23 protein-coding genes are annotated in these 24267 nt (G+C 44.3%); 1 reads left to right on the top strand and 22 read right to left on the bottom strand.

Annotated features, from left to right (window positions below; all coding sequences use genetic code 11):
• Positions 1-172 precede the first annotated feature (172 nt).
• From L1D55_RS04640 to L1D55_RS04610, 7 genes are all read right to left on the bottom strand, one after another.
• The gene (locus tag L1D55_RS04640; protein ID WP_239916666.1) at positions 173-1765 is read right to left on the bottom strand and encodes a BCCT family transporter; all 1593 of its coding nucleotides are present in this window, start codon (positions 1763-1765) and stop codon (positions 173-175) included.
• Between the two features lie 170 nt (positions 1766-1935).
• Entirely contained in the window at positions 1936-2574 is a 639-nt protein-coding gene (locus L1D55_RS04635) for a response regulator transcription factor (RefSeq protein WP_105025193.1), read from the bottom strand.
• Positions 2567-3922 (bottom strand): cache domain-containing protein, encoded by a 1356-nt coding sequence (locus L1D55_RS04630; RefSeq protein ID WP_239916665.1) that lies wholly within the window; start codon positions 3920-3922, stop codon positions 2567-2569. The genes L1D55_RS04635 and L1D55_RS04630 overlap by 8 nt, the downstream gene beginning before the upstream one ends.
• 104 nt (positions 3923-4026) lie before the next feature.
• The gene (locus L1D55_RS04625) at positions 4027-5310 is read right to left on the bottom strand and encodes a TRAP transporter large permease subunit (RefSeq protein WP_239916664.1); all 1284 of its coding nucleotides are present in this window, start codon (positions 5308-5310) and stop codon (positions 4027-4029) included.
• A 9-nt stretch (positions 5311-5319) separates the two neighbouring features.
• Positions 5320-5850 carry a TRAP transporter small permease subunit gene (locus tag L1D55_RS04620; RefSeq protein ID WP_004740180.1) on the bottom strand — a complete coding sequence of 177 codons (531 nt, stop codon included), beginning with the start codon at positions 5848-5850 and terminating at the stop codon, positions 5320-5322.
• 186 nt (positions 5851-6036) lie between these two features.
• Positions 6037-7131 carry a TRAP transporter substrate-binding protein gene (locus L1D55_RS04615; protein ID WP_050711965.1) on the bottom strand — a complete coding sequence of 365 codons (1095 nt, stop codon included), beginning with the start codon at positions 7129-7131 and terminating at the stop codon, positions 6037-6039.
• 503 nt (positions 7132-7634) lie between these two features.
• Positions 7635-8027, bottom strand: coding sequence for a hypothetical protein (locus L1D55_RS04610; protein ID WP_004740184.1), 393 nt, complete (start codon positions 8025-8027; stop codon positions 7635-7637).
• A gap of 220 nt (positions 8028-8247) precedes the next feature.
• Here L1D55_RS04610 and L1D55_RS04605 point away from each other — a divergent pair, with 220 nt between their 5' ends.
• Positions 8248-9048, top strand: a complete 801-nt coding sequence (locus L1D55_RS04605; protein WP_239916663.1) for a DUF2982 domain-containing protein — start codon at positions 8248-8250, stop codon at positions 9046-9048.
• Positions 9049-9168: 120 nt separating this feature from the next.
• Here the strand turns inward: L1D55_RS04605 and L1D55_RS04600 are convergent, their stop codons facing one another.
• The 15 genes from L1D55_RS04600 to nrfB form a co-directional block, all read right to left on the bottom strand.
• Positions 9169-9822 (bottom strand): MBL fold metallo-hydrolase, encoded by a 654-nt coding sequence (locus L1D55_RS04600; RefSeq protein ID WP_239916662.1) that lies wholly within the window; start codon positions 9820-9822, stop codon positions 9169-9171.
• Between the two features lie 100 nt (positions 9823-9922).
• Positions 9923-10471 (bottom strand): YcbK family protein, encoded by a 549-nt coding sequence (locus L1D55_RS04595; protein WP_004740189.1) that lies wholly within the window; start codon positions 10469-10471, stop codon positions 9923-9925.
• A gap of 199 nt (positions 10472-10670) precedes the next feature.
• Entirely contained in the window at positions 10671-12209 is a 1539-nt protein-coding gene (locus L1D55_RS04590; RefSeq protein ID WP_239916661.1) for a L,D-transpeptidase family protein, read from the bottom strand.
• Between the two features lie 79 nt (positions 12210-12288).
• A complete protein-coding gene (locus tag L1D55_RS04585; RefSeq protein ID WP_239916660.1) occupies positions 12289-13374 on the bottom strand; it encodes a DUF1513 domain-containing protein in 1086 nt (361 codons plus the stop codon).
• A complete protein-coding gene (locus L1D55_RS04580) occupies positions 13364-14425 on the bottom strand; it encodes an imelysin family protein (protein ID WP_239916659.1) in 1062 nt (353 codons plus the stop codon). Before L1D55_RS04580 ends, L1D55_RS04585 begins: the two co-directional genes overlap by 11 nt.
• A gap of 161 nt (positions 14426-14586) precedes the next feature.
• Entirely contained in the window at positions 14587-15975 is a 1389-nt protein-coding gene (locus L1D55_RS04575; RefSeq protein WP_239916658.1) for a di-heme oxidoredictase family protein, read from the bottom strand.
• A 111-nt stretch (positions 15976-16086) separates the two neighbouring features.
• A complete protein-coding gene (locus L1D55_RS04570; protein ID WP_004740198.1) occupies positions 16087-17346 on the bottom strand; it encodes an imelysin family protein in 1260 nt (419 codons plus the stop codon).
• Between the two features lie 176 nt (positions 17347-17522).
• Complete coding sequence (gene ribA, locus L1D55_RS04565) at positions 17523-18119, bottom strand: GTP cyclohydrolase II (RefSeq protein ID WP_004740199.1); 597 nt, start codon at positions 18117-18119, stop codon at positions 17523-17525.
• 249 nt (positions 18120-18368) lie between these two features.
• A complete protein-coding gene (locus L1D55_RS04560; protein WP_004740200.1) occupies positions 18369-18545 on the bottom strand; it encodes a hypothetical protein in 177 nt (58 codons plus the stop codon).
• Between the two features lie 89 nt (positions 18546-18634).
• Complete coding sequence (nrfF, locus tag L1D55_RS04555) at positions 18635-19075, bottom strand: heme lyase NrfEFG subunit NrfF (RefSeq protein WP_239916674.1); 441 nt, start codon at positions 19073-19075, stop codon at positions 18635-18637.
• Positions 19072-19626, bottom strand: a complete 555-nt coding sequence (locus tag L1D55_RS04550) for a DsbE family thiol:disulfide interchange protein (protein ID WP_239916657.1) — start codon at positions 19624-19626, stop codon at positions 19072-19074. The genes nrfF and L1D55_RS04550 overlap by 4 nt, the downstream gene beginning before the upstream one ends.
• Positions 19607-21523 (bottom strand): heme lyase CcmF/NrfE family subunit, encoded by a 1917-nt coding sequence (locus L1D55_RS04545; protein WP_239916656.1) that lies wholly within the window; start codon positions 21521-21523, stop codon positions 19607-19609. The genes L1D55_RS04550 and L1D55_RS04545 overlap by 20 nt, the downstream gene beginning before the upstream one ends.
• Positions 21524-21919: 396 nt before the next feature.
• On the bottom strand, positions 21920-22894 hold the full coding sequence (nrfD, locus tag L1D55_RS04540; RefSeq protein WP_239916655.1) for a cytochrome c nitrite reductase subunit NrfD: 975 nt from the start codon (positions 22892-22894) through the stop codon (positions 21920-21922).
• A 2-nt stretch (positions 22895-22896) separates the two neighbouring features.
• On the bottom strand, positions 22897-23583 hold the full coding sequence (nrfC, locus tag L1D55_RS04535) for a cytochrome c nitrite reductase Fe-S protein (RefSeq protein ID WP_239916654.1): 687 nt from the start codon (positions 23581-23583) through the stop codon (positions 22897-22899).
• Between the two features lie 3 nt (positions 23584-23586).
• A complete protein-coding gene (gene nrfB, locus L1D55_RS04530; RefSeq protein ID WP_239916653.1) occupies positions 23587-24171 on the bottom strand; it encodes a cytochrome c nitrite reductase pentaheme subunit in 585 nt (194 codons plus the stop codon).
• Positions 24172-24267: the final 96 nt, after the last annotated feature.

Genomic DNA, 24267 nt, shown 5'->3' with positions numbered 1-24267 from the left:
TGTCACATTAATTCAAATACTTGGATGTCTGAAGTTTAGCAGGTTAACTTGTTGTTTTCAGTAAACCTGAATCGGTTCGTTTGGTTTTCATCCAACATTCACGCAAATACTCAAATTACTGATGAAAAAAAAGCCGAACATGTCGGCCTTTTATTTAATATTACTTTTAGCTCTAAGCATTTTGGTGTTTAACCAATTGATTTTCTGTTCGTAAACCTAGTAATAAGCTTAGGCACATAAGCAATAATATGAACGCAAATGGAAGCGCCATAGAAACCGTACCGGCTTGTAATGCTTGGATAGATTCTGTGCCACCAACCCACAACAGAACCGCAGCAATCGCACCACCAATGACCGCCCAAAAAACACGTTGAGGAACCGGTGAATCTACTTTGCCGCCAGAGGTAATGCTATCGATCACCAGTGAACCCGAATCTGAAGAGGTGATAAAGAACACCATAATCAAACCAATTGATACCACAGATAAAACAGAGCTCATTGGCAACGCATCGTAAGTGTGGAACAGCGAGAGCGTAATATCTTGCAGGCCGTTCATACCAATCTCACCGACCTTGTTCGCGACTTGATCTATCGCGATGCCGCCAAAAATCGCCATCCAGATAATGATCACTGTCGTTGGGATAAACAGTACTGCGACGATGAATTCACGAATCGTACGGCCTTTAGAAATACGCGCGATAAACATACCTACGAATGGTGACCAAGACATCCACCACGCCCAGTAGAATACCGTCCAACCTTGCATCCAAGTTTCATCACCACGACCATGGGGATTACTTAGAGGAATAAAGTTTTCTACGTAACCCATTAGCGCCGTTGGGATAGCTGTAATACCTGCCATACCACCAGCAATCGTCACGAAAATCAGCAAGCCTAAAGCCACCAACATATTCACGTTACTTAGCACCTTTACGCCGCCGTTGATGCCACGCACAACCGACATCGTCGCCAGAAAAGTGACCACAGCAATCACAACCAACTGCATGCCAATGCCGCCATCAGTGCCAAACACATGGTTAATGCCACTTGTTGCTTGCTGAGCGCCTAAGCCTAATGAAGTAGCTAAACCAAACAGCGTTGCGAGTACCGCCACGATATCAACAATATGACCGAACCAACCCCAAGTTCTGTCTCCCAAGATCGGGTAGAAAATCGAACGGATTGAAAGAGGTAAACCTTTATTGAAGGTAAAGAAAGCGAGTGCAAGAGCAACAACAGCGTAGATAGCCCAACCGTGTAAGCCCCAGTTATAGATGGTTGCACCCAGTGCAAGCTTGGCCGCTTCAGGTGAGTATGCTTCGACACCAAGTGGCGTTTCATACCATCCAGTGAAGTAAGCGACTGGCTCTGCAACACCCCAGAACATCAAACCAATACCCATTCCTGCGGCGAATAACATCGACATCCAAGAAAGGTTAGAGTGCTCTGCTTTGGCATCATTGCCACCAATACGTATCTTGCCATACGGGGAGACAATGAGGGCAAAACAGAAAATAACAAAGATGTTGGCTGCCCACATAAAGAACCCATCGAAGTTGCCGATGACTTTCCATTTTATACCATCAAGTGCAGATTTCGCGGTCTCTGGCTCTGCCACCAAAAGTGCCAACAGGAAGATGATAATCGACCCAGCGCTAATACCAAATACAGGATTATGTACATCAAAACCCCATTTCTGAACGTTATCTTGTCCTACGGTATAATCAGTATTCTCAATACTATACCTATCCTTAACAGACTCCATGTTTCCTCTCTAACTTTGCAGCGCTCGGTTTGCAACATTGCATTCGGCACTTAAATTTCGAAAGGAAGAATATCAACCTGTCGCAAAAATACTAAAAAAACCTCCAAAATGGAGGCCTTAATTACACATTTAGTAATTAAATTACACATTTAGTGTAATTTAGCGTAAGATCAATCCACAAGCCCACAATTGACAGCGTACTTGGCAAGCTCTGCAGTAGAGTGAATGTCGAGTTTATGCTTAATATTTTGTCGATGGGTTTCGACAGTTCGGTAGCTAATATTCAGCGCCTTCGCCACCTCTTTACTGCTCTCCCCTTTCGCCACTAATTTCAGCACAGCTTCCTCACGTCGACTCAATGGATTCTTCACAGATGGTGTCGGAGTAATTGGTTGAGTGAACAAATTTTGAGTCACTTTTTCGCAGAAATACGTCGATCCTTGATTCACCGTTTTGATGGCTTGAACCATTTTTTCGGCAGAAATTTCCTTCAACATATAGCCGACTGCACCCGACTGCATCACCTTCATAATATATTCACGGTTGTTATGCATGGTCAGCATCAGCACCTTAGCTTGCGGGTTCTCTTCTTTGATTAGATGGGTGGCATCAATGCCGTTCATGATAGGCATGCTAATGTCCATCAACACCACATCCGGACGTAAGGTCTTAACCATCTCAACCGCTTCTAAGCCGTTGCTCGCGGTACCAATCACGCTAATATCAGGCTCGAGTTCCAATCTCGCCATAAAGCCATCAAGTACCACTTGGTGATCGTCAGCAATCACAACTCGAATAACTTCACTCATTCATCAATCCCTCTAGTGTCAGTAACACTGTAATTTCCGTTCCGAAGCCAACCTCACTCATCAGTTCAAAGTCGCCACCGATAAACTCCACTCGCTCACGCATGTTTCTTAGGCCAATCCCTCGCTTTTCCATCGCCTTATAAGTATTAAAACCAACACCGTTATCTTGAATAAGCAACTGCAACACATTGCCAATTTGCTGCGCGATGACCGTTACTTTGGTCGCTTGTGCATGCTTCTCTATGTTGGTTAACGACTCCTGAACCACTCGATACAAGGTGGTCGCCGCCTCTGACTTTAACTTGCCCGGTTTAGTCGCGAACAAGGTTTCCACCTCAATCCCCGAGTGGGCTTGAAAGTCTAAAAGCAAAGACGACAAAGCGGCTTCCAGACCAATATCATCCAATGAACTTGGACGAAGTTGATGCGAGATGTGCCTCACTTCCTCAATGGCTCTCATCAGCGAGTGCTGCGACTTATTTAGGTGAGCTTTAAGCTCTTCACTCTGTAACTTATTACCAAGTAGCTCCAAATGGCAACGACTCGACACTAATAATTGATTAATACCATCATGCAGCTCGCGCGCTAGATGCTTCTTCTCGTCTTCTTGAAACATTACCGTCTTATGAGCCAGTTCTTTCAAGTTATTATCGGCAATGCGATGTTCATGCATATTGATGGCTAAAGTGAGCACGATGATCACCGCAACGGTAACACTCAAGATCACCACAATAGAGAAAAATGTGGTTTCAATGTTCTTGTTGATCGCAGCCTGCATTGAAGCGACTTCTTGATGCACATCTTCAATGTATAAACCCGTACCAATCATCCAATCCCAGCGTTCCAACCAAGCGGCATAACTCAACTTAGAGACCACCTCCCCTGTCGAAGGCTTTTGCCAAAAATATTGATGAAAGCCTCCACCGGTTTGTGCTTCTCGCAACAAGGCTTCAATCAGAAAATCGCCATCTTCATCTTGAAGCTGCAACAAGTTCTGGCCGATCAATTCCGGCTGTATCGGATGAACGAGATTGGTTCCGTGACGATCGTAAGCGAAAAAATAGCCATCCGCGCCATATCTAAGTTTAGACAATATGGCTCGAACTTCCGTTTTAGCTTGGGCTTCTTGAATATCGGGATCGTTGTAGATGTGTTCGATGGCATCGAAAGCGAGATCGACAGTGTCCTTGAGTGCATTCTCTCTGGATTTGATCAGGCTGTCTCTGAAGATCTCGACCTCTTTATCACCCAGGGTTTTAGTCTGGTGTAACGAGATCCAACTAATGCTCGCCGTAACCAGCAGCAACGGGAGTAGCGTTAGCAGAATCAGCTTGGCTTTTAGAGGCATTCCTTTTCCTCACTAAAAACGGCTTATTGAACATCAATAAGCCGTTTTATTTTAGCAATTTATAGATAGCCGTTGTTACATATCGTTCACATTCTTGGTGTCACTCACATTCCATAAAACGCTGGGAACGCGAGAAGTGACCCAAGTACAAATATCTGAATCACAATGAAAGGCATCACACCTCGGTAGATGTCTTTGGTCGTTACGCCTTTTGGTGCCACGCCTTTTAGGTAGAACAAGCTAAAACCAAATGGTGGCGTCAAGAAGGAGGTTTGTAGGTTCATTGCAATCAAGATAGCGAACCACGTCATGTTGATGCCCATTAACTCAGCAACAGGCGCTAAGATTGGTACGATGATGAAACAGATCTCTACGAAGTCGATGAAAAAACCCAGAATCAAAATAACCAGCATGGTAATGATCAGGAAGCCCCACTTCTCACCCGGAAGCTGCAGCATCCACTCCTCTACCAGATAATCACCGCCAGTGTAGGTAAACGCCATTGAGAAAGCTGTCGCACCCAACAAGATAGCAAACACCATCGCTGTCACTTTTACGGTTTCTTTAGAGGCGTCATATACCATTGACCAACTAAACTGACCATATAGCAGTGCAAGTATCATCGCACCTGCGCCACCCAATGCAGCAGACTCTGTCGGCGTCGCCACACCCGCAAAGATAGAACCCAGTACCACAATAATTAACGCGAGTGGCGGAAGAATCGCTTTAAGCGCATCAATCACTTCTTGTTTACGGCTGATTGAATCATCACGCTCAATAGGCTGAGCGGCTTCAGGGTGAAGTTTTGCGTATATCAAAATATAAACAATGTACGCGCCCACCAGCATTACACCCGGCCAAATCGCCGCTTGAAACAGGTCACCAACCGGAACACCAAGTACATCACCGAGTAGAATCAAAACGATCGATGGTGGGATGATTTGACCTAAGGTACCAGAAGCACAAATGGTACCGCAGGCTAAGCCTTTGTCGTAATTGTACTTAAGCATTACTGGCAAAGAGATAAGGCCCATCGCAACAACAGAAGCACCAACCACGCCAGTTGAAGCAGCAAGTAACGAACCTACTAATACCGTAGAAATCGCGATACCACCACGTACACCACCAAACAAGCGGCCCATAGACTCAAGCAGTTGTTCAGCAAGCTTGGTCTTTTGCAGAACAAGCCCCATGAAAACGAATAATGGAACGGCCATCAGTACCGTATTTTCCATGATCGATTGAATTCGATATGGCATAAAGGCAAACATTTCGATGCCTTCAGCCCACACACCAAAGATTAAGGCGATACCACCAAAGGTAAACGCAACTGGGAAGCCAAGTAATAGTGCAAACAAGGCTACAAAAAACATTACTATTCCAATCATGTTTAGCCTCTACTTATGATTTGCGTGGATAAGGTGCGGATTAAAAATCTTGTTAAGTGAGTGCAGGATCAAACCTACGCCACTCAATGCCATTAAGAAGAACGACAACGGGATCATGGCTTTGATGATCCATCGATAAGGCAAGCCACCGGGATCGCCTGAGGTCTCACCCAGTTCATAACTCTCTTTGGCAACATCAATGCCGAACCAAGCGACGAGTAAACAAAAAGGAAGAAGAAATATAAGCGTGCCTAGCAGGTCAATAATGGCTTGGGCTTTAAAGCTCAGTTGCTCGTAGAACACATCGACTCGAACATGGCCGCCCGCTTTAATGGCATATGGCACACCTAATAGGAATACGGCAGAGAACAGGTGCCATTCCATCTCTTGAAAGGCAATTGAGACATCGTTGAATGCATATCTCATGACAACGTCATACACGACGTTGGCGATAAGTAAAATAAACAACATACTGGAAAGCCATCCCAGTGCATCACCGATACGATTAAATATGCGTTCAATATAAATTAGACTTCGCATTCCCGACTCCATGGAATTTGAAAAGACATCGTGCAGCTTAATTAACAAGCTGTAGGACGTAGAAAAGGTTCTTGAGCGTAATACAGGTTAGTTATTATGTTTTAAATGAACCGTCAGCTTATTCACTCATAAATACTTAATAAGAAAAGCTTCGGGTTCATTTAGATTTAGTTCTACAAGGGGCGATTATTTCGCTTGGCTATTTAGGTAAGCTCTGTGTGAAATATCCGTCCATGAACGTACTTGCTCTAGGTAAGCAGCTTGTGAAGCTTGAATCTCTTTTGCTAGCTCATCTTTCTCAGCATGGGCAGCAAGTAGACGGTCGTTCGCTTCTTTTAGTGCAGACATAACCTCTGGCGGGAAGTCTTTCACTTGTACATCTGGGTACTCAGTTTTCATAGAAACCCAGTTCTTACCACTTTCGTGCGTTGCTTGTGTGTACATGTCGTAAGCTGCTGTACGCATTGCAACACGTAAAATTTCTTGTAGATCTTCAGGAAGCTTGTTCCAAGTGCGTTTGTTCACTAGGAACTGAAGCTCTGAACCCGGCTCATGCCAACCTGTGTAGTAGTAAGGCGCGATTTTGTGGAAACCCATTCGCAGGTCCAGTGAAGGGCCTACCCACTCTAGTGCATCAATCGTGCGGCGCTCTAGAGACGTGTAAAGCTCACCCGGAGCAATGTTGGTCGGTTTAGCGCCAAGCTCTGCTAGGATTTCACCCGCAAAACCAGGGATTCGCATCTTCAGACCTTGTAGATCTTCAACACTGTTGATCTCTTTTTGAAACCAACCACCCATTTGAATGTCCGTGTTACCACCTGGGAACGACATTAAGTTATGTGGAGAGTAAACCTGCTCCATTAACTCCATACCGCCACCGTGGTAGAACCATGCGTATTGTTCTGCTGGCGTCATACCGAAAGGCATAGAAGTGAAGTAAAGAGTGTTTGGAACTTTACCTTTCCAGTAGTACGAGCCTGAGTGACCCATGTCGTATTGACCAGACTTAACCATGTCAAAAACGCCTAGAGGGGCTTTGTGTTTGTTCGCTGAATCGATTCTGATTTGCAGTCGACCATTCGACATTTTCTCAGCCATCGCCGCCATGTTCTTGGTAGCGTCACCGAAAACAGGGAAGTTTGGTCCCCACGTTTCAGCAAGTTTCAAACGGTAAACCTTATCCGCAGCTGTTGCACCAGTAGCGACCAAAGCTAAACAAGCCGCAGCGGTTACCGCTACGTTTTTAAAAACTCGTGTGAGGGAGTTAGAAATGAGACTCATGTTCACGTCCTTTGTTGGGTTAACACTCTTTCTTTGAGCATTTTTTATGATTCAACATAAGAGTGCACCGCGATCAGGCAACAAGATATCAGGGAGAGCACGCACGAATACTCCGCACAGAGATACGTATTAGACCAAAGAACTAAGTAGAACTACGTAGGAGTTAAATGACCAGTGCCAGTTTTAAAGGACTAAGACTATTCACACGAAGAATACGTATTGATAAATACCTAAGTAGTTACAATGAAGCCGAATTAACATTTGTTTGCTATTTCGTGATGAAGCTCTATTCATCGCTTTAGTTTCGGGGGAAATTATCGGTGTTTTGTTCGAGATTCGCCCTACTTTGGTGCTTACTGATGAGAGACAAAGCCAGGTGTTAGCCTAAATAAGCGAACAAGAATTGTGGAGGGAATATAGGAGTGAGTCTTGTGTTGCAGATACAAAAAAGCCTCGATAATCGAGGCTTAAAAACTTAACGAAGCGAATATCATCCCGTGGGATTAGATAGCTTTGTAGATAACCTTGTTACCTGCTAGCTGCTCTTTCGCTACTAGGTTTTCTTCAAGAAGTTTTTTCAATGCGCCTGTTGCCCATGAAGCTGCTTTCGCGTCTTCTTGACCAGCTGCTAGGCCGATACCTTTAGGGTTAATGCCTTCAGCATTGCTAACAACGATGTCTAGAACTTGTTGTTGCTTAGGAGTCAGTGCTACTGCAACTTCTTTAGTTGCTGCTACTGTTTTCTCTACCGCTGGTTTTGCTGCTACAGTTTTTTCTGCTACAACTTTCTCTGCGACAGGCTTCGCTTTTTTCGGCGTTGCCACTGCTTTAACTACAGCCGCTTTAGTGCGTTTCTGCAGTTTAGCCTGCACCTTACGCTTATGAGCAAGTCTCATTGAATATTTCTCCAGTTCACTGCTCTTTTCGCAGTGGTGAAAATTTGAAGCGCGATTTATACCAAAAAACAGGAGCTATTTGTAGAGTGAAGCGCCGAAAGTCGACGAAAAATACCGATATTGTCTACTAGCGTCTATTATTTAAACATCGACTTATCAATTCAGGGTCATATACACTGGTTATCCATCCAGACAAAAATATGAAAACTTGGTGTTGCCTATGGACACTCGTCATCTCACTAATTTCTCTTTGCCTTCGTTCACTCGAGCATACCGTATTCTAGCTGTTATTTTGGGCTTTATTTGCTTCATCATTGCACTCTATAGCGATAATCCAAAGTTACTGATCGTAGGCGCTTTTTGCATTATTACACTGCTTGGAACAGGCTATTATTTAATGCTACGCAGCCGGGTGATGTTCACACTCACTCCGACACATTTTCAGCAGCACTTTTATAAAGGTGGATGGGTTTTAAAGTGGAGTAATATCCAAAAAATCGGCTTGTGTACTTATGAACAAGATGGCTGGCATCAACCTCTTCCTTGGATCGGTATTAAGGTCAAAGATTACTCACCCTACTTGGATTCCATTTGCCCTAAAATCACCTGCGAATTACTGCTCAGCCAGCGTGCACTTTTGTATTTGGGAGCCAAGCAAGCGGGTAAGGAGTCGAACTTTGAAGACATGGTTCTCGACTCTTCGCATTACCACGCTCGCTGTACTGAAGCTGGCTGTGTAGAGCTGAGTAAATTTAAAGAATCAGAAAACACTGAAGAGCGCTATTTTAGTGACAGCCAAATACAAGCTGAATCTACCCCCTCTAAAACATCAAGTGACGAGAAAGCCGTCATCAAAGATTATTCTGGACTACAGGCGATGCTCGCTAACAGAATGAAATATCAAAGAGGTTTTCACGGCTACGATATTTTCATATCAACCAATGACCTAAATATTAGCGGGGAAGAGTTTGTAGGCTTGGCTCGGCGCTACCTAGCGGCTGCCGAGCGTGTTTCTGATTAACACCCAATAGGCTTAGAAAGTAAACCCGCAAGCTAATCCGCGATGAACCATAAAAAAAGCTTAACTTTCAGAAGAAAAGCTAAGCTTCATTTTCAATCGTTCTGATGCTCTATGACAGACTTAGTACAAAGGCATCTCATCGGCTACGAATGGGTTTGATGCACGCTCACGACCGAATGTCGATTCAGGGCCATGACCAGGAACGAAAGTTACATCACTGCCTAGTGGCCAAAGCTTAGTCTTGATCGATGTGCTAAGCGTGTTGAAATCGCCTTGTGGGAAGTCAGTACGACCAATGGCACCGTTAAACAGCACATCACCAACAAACGCTAAACGAGCTTGCTCGCTAAACAGTACCACGTGGCCTGGTGTGTGGCCTGGAGTATGAATTACATCGATAACTTGGTTACCAAACGTTACTTTGTCGCCCTCTTCTAACCAAGTATTTGGTTCAAACGCTTTACACAGTGGGAAACCGAACATTTGGCTTTGATTCTCTAGGCCTTGTAGCCAGAAGTTATCAGCCTTATGTGGGCCAACAATCTCAACGTTCAACATCTCAGAAAGTGGCACCGTCCCCCCCACATGATCTAAGTGACCATGAGTCAGCACCAAGTTCACTACCTTAACGCCCAGCTCTTCGATTATTGCAGCTAGCTGTTGAATGTCACCACCTGGATCAACAACAATGCCTTCCATGGTTTCATCACACCACACAATCGAGCAGTTTTGAGCGAAAGAGGTAACAGGTACAACTTGATACTTAAGAGACATATACAAACCTTAGAGGGCAAACTGAAATTTGGGCAAACTATGACATTGGATGTCTACTTTGACAAGTACCTACCGTTTTGCTCCCCCACTGAATCTTGCTCTACCAAGTTCGCACAGGGCCAGTATCAATGTGTATAAAGTTGCTGCGAGCATAGTAACCAACACCACCCGCTTGTAGGCTTCTTGCTACATCTCTCAACTCTTTCAAATCAACACCATCGATACGGAAATCGATCGCTTTACCAAGCATGTGGTAGCTCTTTTTAGCAACACCACTCGACTTTGAGCGTAACGCTTCGTTGGTTGCTGGAGAGCGATAACCAGAGATGATCTGAACTTCTTTTTGAATACCTAAGATATTTTGAATCTGAGTAATTTGGTCAAAAAGGTTCTTATCCATTGGGTGTATTTCGTTACGGCGGAAGTCACGACATAGTTTGCTAAGACGCGCCATCTCATCACCAACATAGTTAGTGCCATCGAAATAGCAGCTCTCTAACCTTTCACCAGTGTGGAGGTTGTTCATGCTAATCGTTCTTGGTTGATCAGGGTATGAAGCAAAGGCAATAGAAGGAGTAAGTGAGGCAACAACAGCAGTACCACCAGCGTAAGTCAGGAACTGACGGCGTGAAAATAAACTTTGAGACATACAGCAAGAAAACCCAATTAGATCGAACAAAAAACGCACGATACATAATGGGAATTGCTGCGTCAACGCACAAAAAACGTGCAAAACGTTAGTATTTGTAACCTTTGCACGGTTAGTTATTGATACTCATTATAATTTTATCAATAGAAGGTTAGTTGTCATTTTTTGGTCAAGATCACCATTCTATGCATATCTGTCATTAGCCACCCTGTTTATCGTATTGATAAATGTCGCCACGGTACTGTATGCCCTCTTCTTCAAACAACACGGTTTGGTAAATAATGTGTACCGGAATTCGTTTCTTGAGTCGAACCTTTGTATTGGGAGCAAGTTCATCATCCTGATTGGGTACTTTCTTTACCTTAGTCGCAAATAACAACTCGGCAAGTTCCTCGGCATGCTCAACACGAATACAACCTGAGCTATAGGCGCGGAAATCATCGTTAAACAAGCTTTTACTTGGGGTGTCATGGAGATAGATGGCTCGCTTGTTGGGCGTATTGAACTTGTACAACCCTAATGCGTTGCTAGAGCCTGCTTGCTGACGCATTCGATAAGGGAAAGAGTTGAATTTGATCGTCTGCCAATCTATCTCAGTAGTATCGACGGTTTCCATCGAACGCCAACCATCGATCACTTGAAAATTGTGTGTTTCAAGATAGCTCTCATCGGCTTTTACTTTAGGCAAGATATCTTTAACCATGATTTTCCATGGCACGTTCCAAGTCGGATTTAAGATAACCGAATCAAGTTTTATCTCTAAGAGTGGTGTTTTTCTCGATTTTCTTCCGACCACAACTTTAGATTCAAAAACCTCTTCCCCATCTTCCCAATACTTCATATCAAAACTAGGTACATTCACCACAATCAGTGAGTCTCTATTTCTTGGCCATAAGCGGGCACGCTCGGCGTTCAATGCTAGGGAAGTAAGTCGATCATCAAAGCTCATATTGATCCACTTGATCGTGTCTGGTCCGATAATCCCATCCGCGGTAATCCCATGCATGCGCTGAAAGGCTTTGGTCGCGATTTGCAAGTCTCGATCAAACCGAGGAGAATCGACAGCGATCATTGAAGTATCTACGCCAACCAATGCAATGCGCTCAACCAGCGTCGCTTTGTCTGAAAGCTGATCTCCCAAGCGTTTTAGCCCTTTCTGGCGGTAACGTTCAATACCAAGCTCTGATGCCGTGTTTAAAACAGAATAGGTTGCTTTGAATTGGTCAAAATCGCCAACCGGTGGCGCGTAAGACAACACCATCTCCAATAAGTAATCATTGGCGACGCTGCTTTTAAGCCTCATAACAATATGAGGTGAAGGTGCGGGTAGTTTCGAGTGCAGCTGACCGGAGAAATACCACTCCTTACCTATGATAGGCGCATTCTCAACGTAGCTCAGATAGTAGATGAAGGTGTCGGTGAGCAGTATGTCTAACTCTTGCCACTGCTGGCGAGATTGATACTGGCGAATCTGTTTGAGCTGTCGTTCGAAAAGCGGTGCCATCTTCGCTTGTTCAATCAGCGATAACTGGAATTCAAACGCTTTAACAAGCTCTGTAGAGTCCCACAAGAATGGAAATGAGGTGTCTTGATAAATACTCTGGGTGAGTTCGGGATAGATAAGCATGAAAGAGAGCTCTGAATCTGCCGGAATAAACCGACGCTCCTCAGAACTCGTATAGCCCCATGTGTTCATTGAAACTAGCAACAATAATCCACAGAAGTATTTCGCTAACATGCTCACTCCACCTTTATCCATCCCATAAGTATGGCAAAGAAACTGGAGTCAGCATGTTATTTTTAGATGACGTTATAAATCAGATAGAACTCCAGTGGTTATCCCACTGAATGGATGATTGCTGTGTTGATTTCTCATATGGTTTGCGTTGACTAACCACACTCCCCGCCCCAGAACTCAATCTAAATTCCCCATCAAGAAGCACAGCACCGGAGGCATCAGACAATGCCGATAGCTCCACTAACTCTTTGGTTTGTTTAGACCAAATACCGTAGCAATTACCTCGTGGAGAGGTGGCGATAATCCAATCATCGGATGCTGCGATACTTGCAATGTAATGATTAAATCGCGCCCATTGCTCTGGCTCTGCGTTCAAGGATTCGAACTCGCCGCCTTTTGTATGCATCGCCAAAAGTGAAGGATATTCATCAGGTTCGCCACGATATTGCTGACCACAAAGTACAGTCTCAGCCCCGTCATGCGCTAAGTGTCGAATACTTAATTTCTTATCCAACAATTCAACCTGATCAAGCAGTTCACCTTGCGATGAAACATAGCTCAAACTAGGCTGCATGGAATCCAAATTTTTCGGTGTTCGACCATCAGTGTGTACACCGCCAACACCGATAGCAAGATTACCATCCGGCATGATGATCACCTCGTGAGGGCCAATGCCAAAACCGGTGAATTCTTCGACCTTACGATACCCTTGCGTGACATCATAGACGCCAATTACGCCTTGGCTCGTGTCCGTTTTCCCTTCAGTCGCATACAGTAGTGTGCCGTCTAACGAGTAAACACCGTGACCATAGAAGTGACGGTTGTTACCCTTCACTACCATTTTTATCTGCGCACCACTTTTGTAGTCAAACACCATAAAGTAGTCACCCGGGCGACGGGCAAACACGACTGCGTGGGATGACGTTGGACAAATGGCAACACCATGCCCACGCTCGGGGATCGGTAGCTGAGTCAGTGGCATGCCATATTCATCAGCGACAACCGCGGAATACTGGTCTCGACCATTAAGCGCACAACCAATCAACTGAGGTTTGTTCGATGCCTTTTCACCTGAACGGCTTGCACATCCGAACGGCAGCACTGGGACAGCAGCACACCCAAGTGCTGCTTTCAGTAAGTTTCTTCGTGTAGTATCAGTCACCATCGGTAGCATTAAATCCTATTACCACGCCCAGCTCTATCGCTACTTCTTCATGAATCAGGTACTTCAAACGTTCTAGCTTGTTGTACTGAGTCAGAACCTCTCGGTAACCTTCTTTGCTCTGCAGTAAACTGAACAAGCTCGAATCCGTTGGCCAAGTCTCTAATGTCAGTGTGAACTGATCAGCAACACGATCAGCCAAATCATTGAGCCCTTTCTCTCTCAGCAAGCCATCAAGGCCGTTACCGTCAGCGAAATACAATTTCTCTAGAGCCGCAACATTCGCTTTTAGTTGAGTCATAGAGGTTTGCGCTCGCCAAGATTCTGAAAAGTATGGGCGCGGATGACCAATTTTTGCCATCGGGCGGCTTAACTTCTTCATGCTGTAATCAAGCTGGTTCGTCAAAAGAGCGATGTATTCCGACTCCCAACGCATCTCGTCCAAAGCAAGCCATGGGTTAACTTGCCAAGCTTCAGCAATTGAAGCTGATTTCATTGCCAAGTTTTGTGCGATTGCTTGTGAAGACAGACAACCCGATGCCTTATCTTTAAGCAATGGTGATTGCTGGTCATATAGCGCCCACTCCAAAGCACCCAAGCCTTGAACTGTCACGCTTTGCTGTGCAATTTCGTCTTGCGTCCAAGCTTTATTCTGTTGCGTCAACTGACGCATTTTAAGGCCCGTCGTGTTCTTTTTGTCTGGCCAAAATTGAACATTCCAGCTTTCTTCTAACGCGGCTGTTGGACCACGCTCTTGTCCTTGCAGTGCCATCCAACTATTCATAGTGAGCTGCCACTGATTTTTAACTGCATCTAACTCAACGTTATTTGTTTCACAGTAGCCCTGCATCAAGGCTTCTAATTCGCTTGATTGCTTAGCGAATAGTACTGCTGAATCAAACTCCTGTTGATACACACTACGACTAATATGACTTGTCGTGTCGGCTTGATAAGACACACCGTTAACCTCAGACGAAGCAGCTTGTTCCCCTGATGACTGACAGCCTGCCATGGCTAAAACCGACAAAGGCATTAACAATAATTTTTGAGCCATGCTGTTACCTTACTTCCTAATTTTTCTTTTAATTATATGAGTTCATTAAATATGAAAACTACCGCTGCGCTCGTATTTCTACAAGTTCAGCGGCAGTCAGTCATTTATTCGCTTACTTGCTTTACTCATCAAGCCTCTGGCCCAACTGAGTTCAAGTTAGCTTATAGTGAATCTAAGAACGCCAGCAGTGCTTCACGTTCGCTACGACTGAGTGACAACACTTTCTGTTTCGCCATCTCAGCTTCACCACCGTGCCAAAGTACCGCTTCCATCACGTTTCTTGCTCGGCCATCGTGCAGCAAGAAGGTGTGGCCATTCACTTCTTTTGTATAACCTAAACCCCACAATGGCGTGGTTCGCCACTCACGTCCATTCGCTAGATACTCTGGACGGTTATCTGCTAGGCCTTCGCCCATATCATGCAGCAACATATCGGTATAAGGGCTGATTAACTGGTCAGATAGTGCTGGCAAACCTTCGCGCTTGGCTGTACGAATTTCAGCTTGGTGACAGCTTTGGCAACCAATGTCTTTGAACAATTTTTTGCCTTGAATGACTGCCGGGTCATCAACATTACGACGGATTGGAACCGCCAGATGTTGAGAATAGAACTCTACGAAGTCGAGGATGTTATCACTCACTTCTGGCTCACCGCCATTTGGAAAGTCATCACAAGTTGATTGAGCTGAGGTGCAGTTTTCGTTCGGGAATAAGCTGCTTGTTAAGCCCAAATCACCGTTAAATGCTGCCGCATTTTGCTGCATCAAGTTTGGCTGACCAGCTTTCCAACCGAAACGTCCCAGTGCCATTTCGTTTGTGCGAACATCAAGAACGTAATTGGCTTTACCTGATACGCCTTGGTTATCCGCTGCTTGTTGCTTCGCGAAGCCAAGAATCGTCTCTTGAGGAATACTCTCGAGCAGGCCCAAACCAATCATCGGTGGCGCAACACGAGCTGAGAATTCTGTTTTAGGGTGCATTTCACCGAAAGCAAGTTCAGTGATCTTTAAAGAAGGTTTACGCAGAGTAACAACCGTGCCGTCTTTAAAAGTAACAGGCACATCTGTGTAACTGATGTTCACCTTGCCCTCTGGTTTTACCCCTTGAAGTGCAAAGTCTTGTAACTGACCGCCGTATGTTGGCTCTGGAATGCCACCATCACGAATAAAGGCTTGTCGCTGCTCAGGTGTTTCAGCTGGAATACTAAGACGAACCAACATAGACACGGCGTTCTCATCGCCTTTTTCTGGCGCGTGGCCTCGCCCATCTTTGATATGACAGTTTTGACAACCGTTAGTGTTAAACAGCGGGCCTAAACCATCACGAGCGTCAGTTGATGATGGCGCGGGCACCCAAGGATTTCTAAAGAAGCTGTTACCCACGCTGAAATCTAAGCGCTTGCTCATTGGCAAGTTAGCAGCAGGAAGAGAAAAAGCATTCGCCCCATCTTTCTTCACGGTTGTTTTACCACCGGAGTAGGTTTCATGGGCGTGTAATGGAGATAAGAAAAACAGTGCAGTTAAGAGTGAGGCGGATAGATACGACTTCATACAGTGCCTTGCTGAATTTTTGATTTTAGTTTTTATAAGGAAGTAGCTTTTTTCTTAGCAAACAATTAAGGGCTCAATTAGAGCCCTTACATTTGTTCCTGGCTCGGGTTCTTAGAACTCGTGGTCAGCCGTGTCTGGGTTTAGGCTATCAATGCCAATCACACCAGCAGCACGCTCAATTGCAGCTGTTTGAGATACTAGAGCAACAATTGTTTTGTTTACTAATGCATTACCTGCAGCGTTGTCAGCAGCAATTAGCTGGTCAAAGTGCTGGTTGTTTTTCTCAGCCGATGTTACTAGTTGGCCTACTTGTGCACGTGCTAGGTCAAACTGCTTTTGAATCTCTTTCGCAGCTTGCTCATCTTTTTGCTCAACTAGGTCAAATAGGCTTGGACCTGAAAGCAGAGTACCGTCTTCACGCTTGTATAGACCCGTGTAAACGTTGTAGATGCCTTGCTCGTTGTAGTAGTGAGAGTTGTGCGTGTTATCAGAGAAGCAATCGTGCTCATCTTCAGTAGAGTTCGCTTCTAGAGCTACCTTCATACGCTCACCAGCAAGTTCACCTAGAGAAAGTGAACCCATGCCGAATAGCATTTTACGTAGACCATTTTCGCTTGACTCAGAAAGAAGCTCTTGACGGTAGTTACCTTTCTCGCCTTTAGCCCACTGCTTTTCCATCCACTCTAGATCTTGAACTAGTAGCTCAGCAGACGCTTTTAGGTATGCGCCACGACGGTCACAGTTACCGTTTGTACACTCAGCACCAACAACGAAGTCAGTGTAAGCACGCTGACCAGCACCTGCGTTTGTGCCGTTTAGGTCTTGGCCCCAAAGTAGGAATTCGATCGCGTGGTAACCAGATGCAACGTTCGCTTCAGAACCACCGATCTCGTTAAGCTCGGCAATTAGTTCAGGCGTAATGTTCGTCGCGTCTACTGTCGTTTGACCGATTTGGAACGTTTTGTTTGCAACGATGTTAGCGCTTGCGCCCTCGTTACCTAGTTCGTATTGGTAATCAGAAGAAACGTAATCAATCAGACCTTCGTCTAGTGGCCATGCATTCAGTTGACCTTCCCAATCATCAACAACCACGTTGCCGAAGCGGAATACTTCTGACTGTTGGTATGGTACGCGAGACTCAAGCCAAGCCAGTTTTACTTTTTCGAAGTTGCCAGCAGAAGGAGAAGCTAAGAAGGTATCAATAGAAGAGTTCAACGCTTTTGCTGTGATTACTGAGTCTGCAAATACCGCGTGAGCAATATCTGCGTAATGTTCTACAACTTGATCTTGAGTTACTGCAGCGAAAGAAGAAGCAGAGGCAAAAATGAGTGACGAAGTTACGGCTTTTGTCACTAAAGATTTGATAGTCATGAAGCATCCTTGTTGAGCTTTAAATTATTATTCGTAGTAATAGTGCAAACCATTATCATTTACACTACGGATTTGAATAATACAAACTTACAATTTTATTGCAAGATAAATACAAAAAAACCTCACATATGTGAGGTCTTTAAACATTTTTGTGTTAGGCACAACAAGTAAACGGGCTAGATATCCAGGTTATGCTTACCGTGTGAGACTTTTGCTTTAAGGTAATTTTCGTTGCCAGATTTGATATGGGCAGACGTATTAACTACTTCTTCTATCTCAATACCGTAAGACTTCAGTTCGTTAATCTTCTTAGGGTTGTTCGTGACCAAACGAATCTTCGGGATACCTAGAGCACGCAGCATCTCAGCCGCTTCAGTGAAATCTCGCAAATCATCACCGAAACCTAGGTGGTTGTTCGCTTCGTACGTGTTCATACCTTCACTTTGAAGACGGTATGCATCGATCTTATTGTATAAGCCAATACCACGACCTTCTTGGCGTAGATAAAGAATCACACCGCCAGTTTCGCCCATGATTCTAATCGTTTCATCTAACTGCTCACCGCAATCACAGCGAGAAGAGTGGAAAACATCACCAGTAAGGCACTCAGAGTGCATACGAACAAGAGGAACATCTTGTGTTTTATCTGCTGATTTAAATATTACAGCAACATGCTCTTTATCTGTTTTCAATCCATGAAAAGAGAGTAATTCAGCATCAATACTGCTTGTTACCCCTACTTTGAAATCTATTCTGGCACGCACTTCCGCCATAGTTATACTCACTTGAAAATTCGATGTATTTAACAACGCTACATTATATGTCTGGGCAATATTTTGTAGCTAACTATCTAATGATAGACACTATGAGGCTGTTAACAATTTTTTTCAAGGTCGATGGTGACAAAATTGTTATATTATAACAACCATTCTTCCAGGTAAGAAAAAACCCCACATTGGAATGACCAACATGGGGTTACAAATGAATCAGTTGCGGCGAATCGTGCTCGTTTTACCGAACGATTAACTCACTTGAGTCTGTTTCCAAATCACAAGTTGAACCCAAGCATTTTCCAGCTCAGCTAACTCTTCTTGCGTCAGAGTCGAGATGCTCGATTTCGCACTGTATCTTTCTGCCCATTTATCTGACTGGACATGAGTATGGAACTCTTTTTTTAAATTTGAGATAACGTTATCCACAGACACATCCTTATATAACAGTGCTTAGCCTTTATAATCCGTTAATGTTACAAAATACAGTTCAATTGGTAAACAGTAATACACAATTTTTATGAGCGCTTTCTAACACTTTTTACTGATAAATATATAAATAGTAAAAATAATAGGCTCGGTAGCAGCCAAAGTAATAAGTTTGAAACGCTCATCGCTGGTTTATAAAGTACAAACTCACCAAACCTTTCTGTCATATATTGAGTAATTTCATGATTACTCTTCCCTGCTTTCACCATATTAAATACAACAAGGCGTAAGTCCTTCGCAATCGGAGAGTTTGATTCAATCAGGTTCTGGTTTTGGCATTGAGGACAGCGCAGTGTCTTTGCTAAAGCAATGGCGCGCTGTTGTTGGTCGGGCCTTTCAAACTCAAAAAGCTCCACTTGTATGCTGGTGCTCTTATCACTGGGAACAAACAAATCTTCTGCGGATGTGGGTAGACTTATCGTGATAATCATAGAGACGAATAATATTATTTGGGCTAAAGATCTCATTATCCATCCACACCATCAAAATAAAAAGCAAGCTCATCTTGCCACACGGATTCGTTAATTACACCCATTAACTTCTTCACAATATTTCCTTTAGCATCAACCAAGTATGTCTCTGGAGTCCCTATTACACCAAGTTCGAGCGCTAACTTACCTTGAGGGTCGCTAATCACTTTTGAATAAGGGTTGCCATCATTCGATAGCACATTAATAGCAGCGGCCGAGTTATCTCTGTAGTTAAGTCCAATAATTGGAATACCTTGGTCTTGAAGCTCCAATAAATACGCATGCTCCGTTTTACAGATCCCGCACCATGATGCCCATACATTGACCAGTTGATAAGCGTGTTGTGTGATGTCCGCTCGCGTTAGCTGCTGATTTGCTTTGATGCTTTGACTATCTACTAACGCCGTCGATGTAAATTCAGGGAACACTCTTTGTGATGTCGATACTGTGGTGGTTTGCTGTTTATTCTCTAATGCAAACAAAAATGCCAACACCACGATCAGTGCCAGCGTAATGAGCACGATAAGTTTGTTACGAACGTTGGTATGCATACTGTGACGCCTTAACGGTTTTCTTTTTACGATGAGTCAGTGAAAGCAATCCGCCTAAGATAGAAATCAGCCCACCGAACCAAATCCAGCGTGCATACGCCTTGTACTGAACACGAAATGCATACGCTGTTGAATCGACTTTCTCTCCCATAGTGATGTAGACATCGCCATGCCAAAACCACTTCATGGCAGGCTCACTCATGTTCATCACTCTGACTTGATAGTGTCTTCTCTCTGGATTGATAGCAAACGCTCGCTCGCCAGTGCGCAACGTAAGCACCGCTCTTTCAGCCGTAAAGTTTGAAGCGACATAAAGCTCAGTGTCCTGATGCGAAAGCGTCCAATCCATGAACTCTACCTGCTCTCCAGGACTCAATTTATAACTGCGTTCAAAAGAATGGTAACTGTTCATTGCTGCCCCTACAGCTAACACAGCGACGCCAACATGCGCTAATGTCATTACCCACACTTTACGTTGAAACTTAGAATCGCGTGCTACTACTAATCCGTAAACATGAGTAAGGACTACCCAAAAGGCGAGTGACCATGTCAGCAGCACCATCACTTGGACCGTGCTTACTTGCAAAATGTAAGTCAGCAAGCCAAGACCGGAGGACAACAAAGCAATACACCCAACCACACCTTTCGATGCTTGAGGTTTAATACTGAGCAATGGTGCTAAGCCTATCACTCCCATCGCAAGCAGAGCCAATGGCGCAATAAGAAGGTTAAAGTAAGGTGCACCCACTGAGATGTTTCCAAGGCCAAGCAATTCAAAGACCATTGGATAGAAGGTACCAAACACCACCACCGCCGTAGCCAGTACAAATATAAGTACCGCGACTAAACTCAAAAAACTTTTGCTAGCAAAACTGGTGATTAGATCCGACTCGAAAGATTCACCACGAACTATAAGAAGAGAAAACGAACTCACTAACACCAAAACCAGTATCAGCAACAGCGCGATACCTTTGGTTGGGTCAACAGCAAAAGCATGAACGGAAGTGAGAACGCCAGATCGAACGATAAAAGTACCGAGGATACTTAAACAAAACGTAATGAAAGCAAGGCTAAGTGACCACTTCAGCAACTGTTGCTTGCCTTTAGCAACGCCCAAACTGTGCAGTAGAGCGGTTGATGTTAGCCAAGGTAATAGGCTGGCATTTTCTACCGGGTCCCAGAACCACCAACCACCCCACCCTAACTCGTAGTATGCCCACCAAGAACCAAGAATGATCCCTGCGGTTAAAAAGATCCAAGCGACTAAACACCAACTGCGACAATGAGCGACCCAATCGAACTCAATCGGATCCACCAGCAAAGCGGCCACGGCAAATGCCAATACAACAGAGAAACCAACATAACCCAAATACAACAGAGGCGGGTGGAATATCAAACCAACGTCTTGCAGCATAGGGTTAAGATCGCGCCCTTCAAGTGGCAAGGTGGAGTTCAATTCAAACGGATTCGAAGCAAACAAGGTGAACCAGGCGAATATCGCGAGTAATACATTCATCACCCACAATACGCGGCTCTGATACTCCGAAGAATAGTGCTTTTGTAGTGCAATCACACCCGACCAACAGCTAATGGTTAACACCCAAAATAATAATGAGCCCTCATGCCCAGCCCACACAGCCGCCATTTTGAAGAAGGTGGGTAATTGGGTATTAGAATGCTCTGCAACATAGAGGATGGAAAAGTCGTCACTGACAAAGGCATAGCCAAGTAAAACGATAGCGCCAATGGAAAACAAAGCGCTAGAGAGGGAGAAACTACGAATTAAAGCCACATTTTGTGCTTGTTTAGTTAGCATTTGATACATCGAATGCACAGCGATAATGCTGCTAAGAACAGCGACCAAAATTAAACTAAATAGCCCCAGAGAACCGACCATATCACCTCAATCAGGATCTACCTAAGCAGAACCAAGTAAAACCGTAGTTAGCTTCTTTACTCAAAGAAACAAAGAATTAGTAAGCAGATGCTCAGTATCCAACATCTGCTTGCTAGGGCGTGTTGACCTTTCGAGGTTAAATTTTGTTCGAGATAAAAGCGTTTTAATCGCGGCGAGGGTGAAGTAGCCTAGTCGTTCTAAGCAAATCTCCCTCAACAAAGAGTAAAACGCTTTTAGCCGAACCCTTCGGGCAACGTTTGCTGGGTATTTCTACTACGTTATCGGCTTCTCATGTAGGCTAGCTACACATCAAAGCCTCTGCCTTGTATAAATGCCCAGCAACTCGTTGCAAAAATCAGTTCAAAAGGCCAACACGCCCTTATAACTTGAGCGAAATTAAGCTAGCGTTAATTGCCCTGCATAAAGGACAAACGTTCTTAGCATTAATACGCCCATCAGGCTCAGTGAAGTAACAGAGAAAATATACACAGTACTATGGCGAACCGATGTTGGTGTTACAGCATTAAGCAACAAAGGTAGAACCATGCCCACACCTATCACGCCATACCAGAACCAACTCGCCCAGAAACCACTGCCAATGGCGTTCCATACTGCCTGCTCACTTTGACCACCAGCAAATACTAGCCCAGTAAAGAAGGTGACAAGAACAAACAGTTCAAACATCACAACAGGACGTTCGAAGCCGTGGATCCAAGAAATACTGGCACTATGTGGTGACTCCTTAAATACCAATACACCGAATAGAATACACGCTGCCGCTCCCGAGGATAAACTCGAGAATAAGAACAAGATAGGCAACACTGGGTTATTCAGCATTGGGAAGGTATTTAGTGCAGAAAGTAAGAAACCAGTGTAAGCCGCAAGCAATAGCGCAAGTACTGCCAAGAATATTTCAAAAGCATTCTCGAAAGATTCTAGTTTGCCAATCCAGTTGCTGACAAAGTCTAGTCGGCCTTTTAACCATGCTTGATCACTCAAGAATACGGCAATCTGATTGCGGAATATAATGCCAATCCAAACAAATAGGATCACCATATACACTTGGAATAAGATCACACCCATCGACATCACAGACGTTGGATTATAGAAGATCATGATCTTCCAAAATGATAGTGGTTTCGTTAGGTGGAAGACCAAGATCAATAAGCCTGAAATTATCCCAAATGGCGCTAGAAATGCCGTTGCCTTTAAAACACCATTATTTGCAGGATCCCCATCAATCACCTTTCTTTTAAGGTAGATCGAGATCATAACAGCACCCGCTGACATACCAGCTAAAAATAGATAAATAGCAATGATCCAATCCCAAACCACGGTGCCAGATTGGAAAGCTGAAGCCCATGCACTCATAATCAAATCTCCCCTTTTTGGTGTGGTACTTTATAGAGTTTTGGCTTGGTACCTAGATAAGCTTTATCTCTGTAAACCACCTCTGATTTAAGCACCTGATTAATCTCACTCTTAGGGTCATTTAAATCGCCAAATATCAGCGCATTGGTAGGGCAAGATTCAACACAAGCAGGCAATTTACCTTGTGCAAGATTGGTATCACGACAGAAGTTACATTTGTCGGCCGACTTATTTTCAGGATGGAAAAAGCGCACTTGATATGGACAAGCAAGTAGACAATAGCCACAGCCCACACACTTCTCTTTATGCACATCAACAATGCCTGTCTTCTCATCTTTGTAGGCCGCCCCTGTAGGACAAACCATCACACAAGGAGCGTTATCACAATGTTGGCAAGAGTTACGAGTGAAACGGTAATCAACATTTGGGTATTCGCCTTGAGGTTCGCTTTTAATAATTTCTAATCGCGATACACCTTCAGGTACTTTGTTCACTTCACGGCACGCTTCAGTACAGGCAGTACAACCAATACACGCAGTTTCGTCATGAACCATTCCGTAACGTTTAGCGCCATCTTCCTGAACATTTGCCAGTGTTTTACGGCTAGTGACTGCTGCAGTACCCGCAACACCCGTTGTGAAGATCACGGCACCCGCGCCAGCTAAAAAGTTTCTTCTTGAGCAGCTCATAGATTACTCCCCTTCTTTCTTCTGGTTGAAGTCTGAATGGCAATCCACACACAGCTTGATGGTTTGCTTCTTATCTAGGCCAAGAACCTTCGCTTCACTCGCATGTACGTCGTGACAGTTTGAACACGTTAAGTTTTGTGCGTGTACGTCATGGGTCCAACTCGCTTCGCGCAGATCATCAGGCTTGTGACAATCTATACACTGGCTGTTGGCATCTAGGATTAAGCTAGGATCGAGGAAAACCTTTTCAGTTCCGGGTTGTGATTGAGCCGCGCGATACTTCACCACCTCAGGTGCGCCATCACGGTGATCGGGGCCAATAGAACTATGACAATCGGTACAATTCACTTCACGACCAAGTAAAGCGTGCGCACTCTCACCGTGTGAACCAAATACCGTTTCTTTAGAATCTTTATGGCATTGAACACACTTGTAATCTTCGTCACGTATTAATTCGACTTCATGTCTTGTTGACTCCCCTACTGGCGTAACAGCGGGCTCCGCAACAGCATGAATGGAATAACCATAGAGGCAGAATGCTAGAAGGGATTTAAGCATTATGACTATGGCCAATTTAATATTGCCCATTTTATCCTTTCCTTATACCGGTATTATTTAACTCTCAACTAAATAATATTCCGGTTAAACAAAAGTACCCTTAAACGATATTATTACCGCTTAAAT

This window comes from Vibrio sp. Isolate22 (assembly GCF_022398115.1).
Lineage (GTDB): Bacteria > Pseudomonadota > Gammaproteobacteria > Enterobacterales > Vibrionaceae > Vibrio.
The sequence above is the reverse complement of the archived record's forward strand: the minus strand, read 5'-3'. Positions and strand labels throughout refer to the sequence as shown.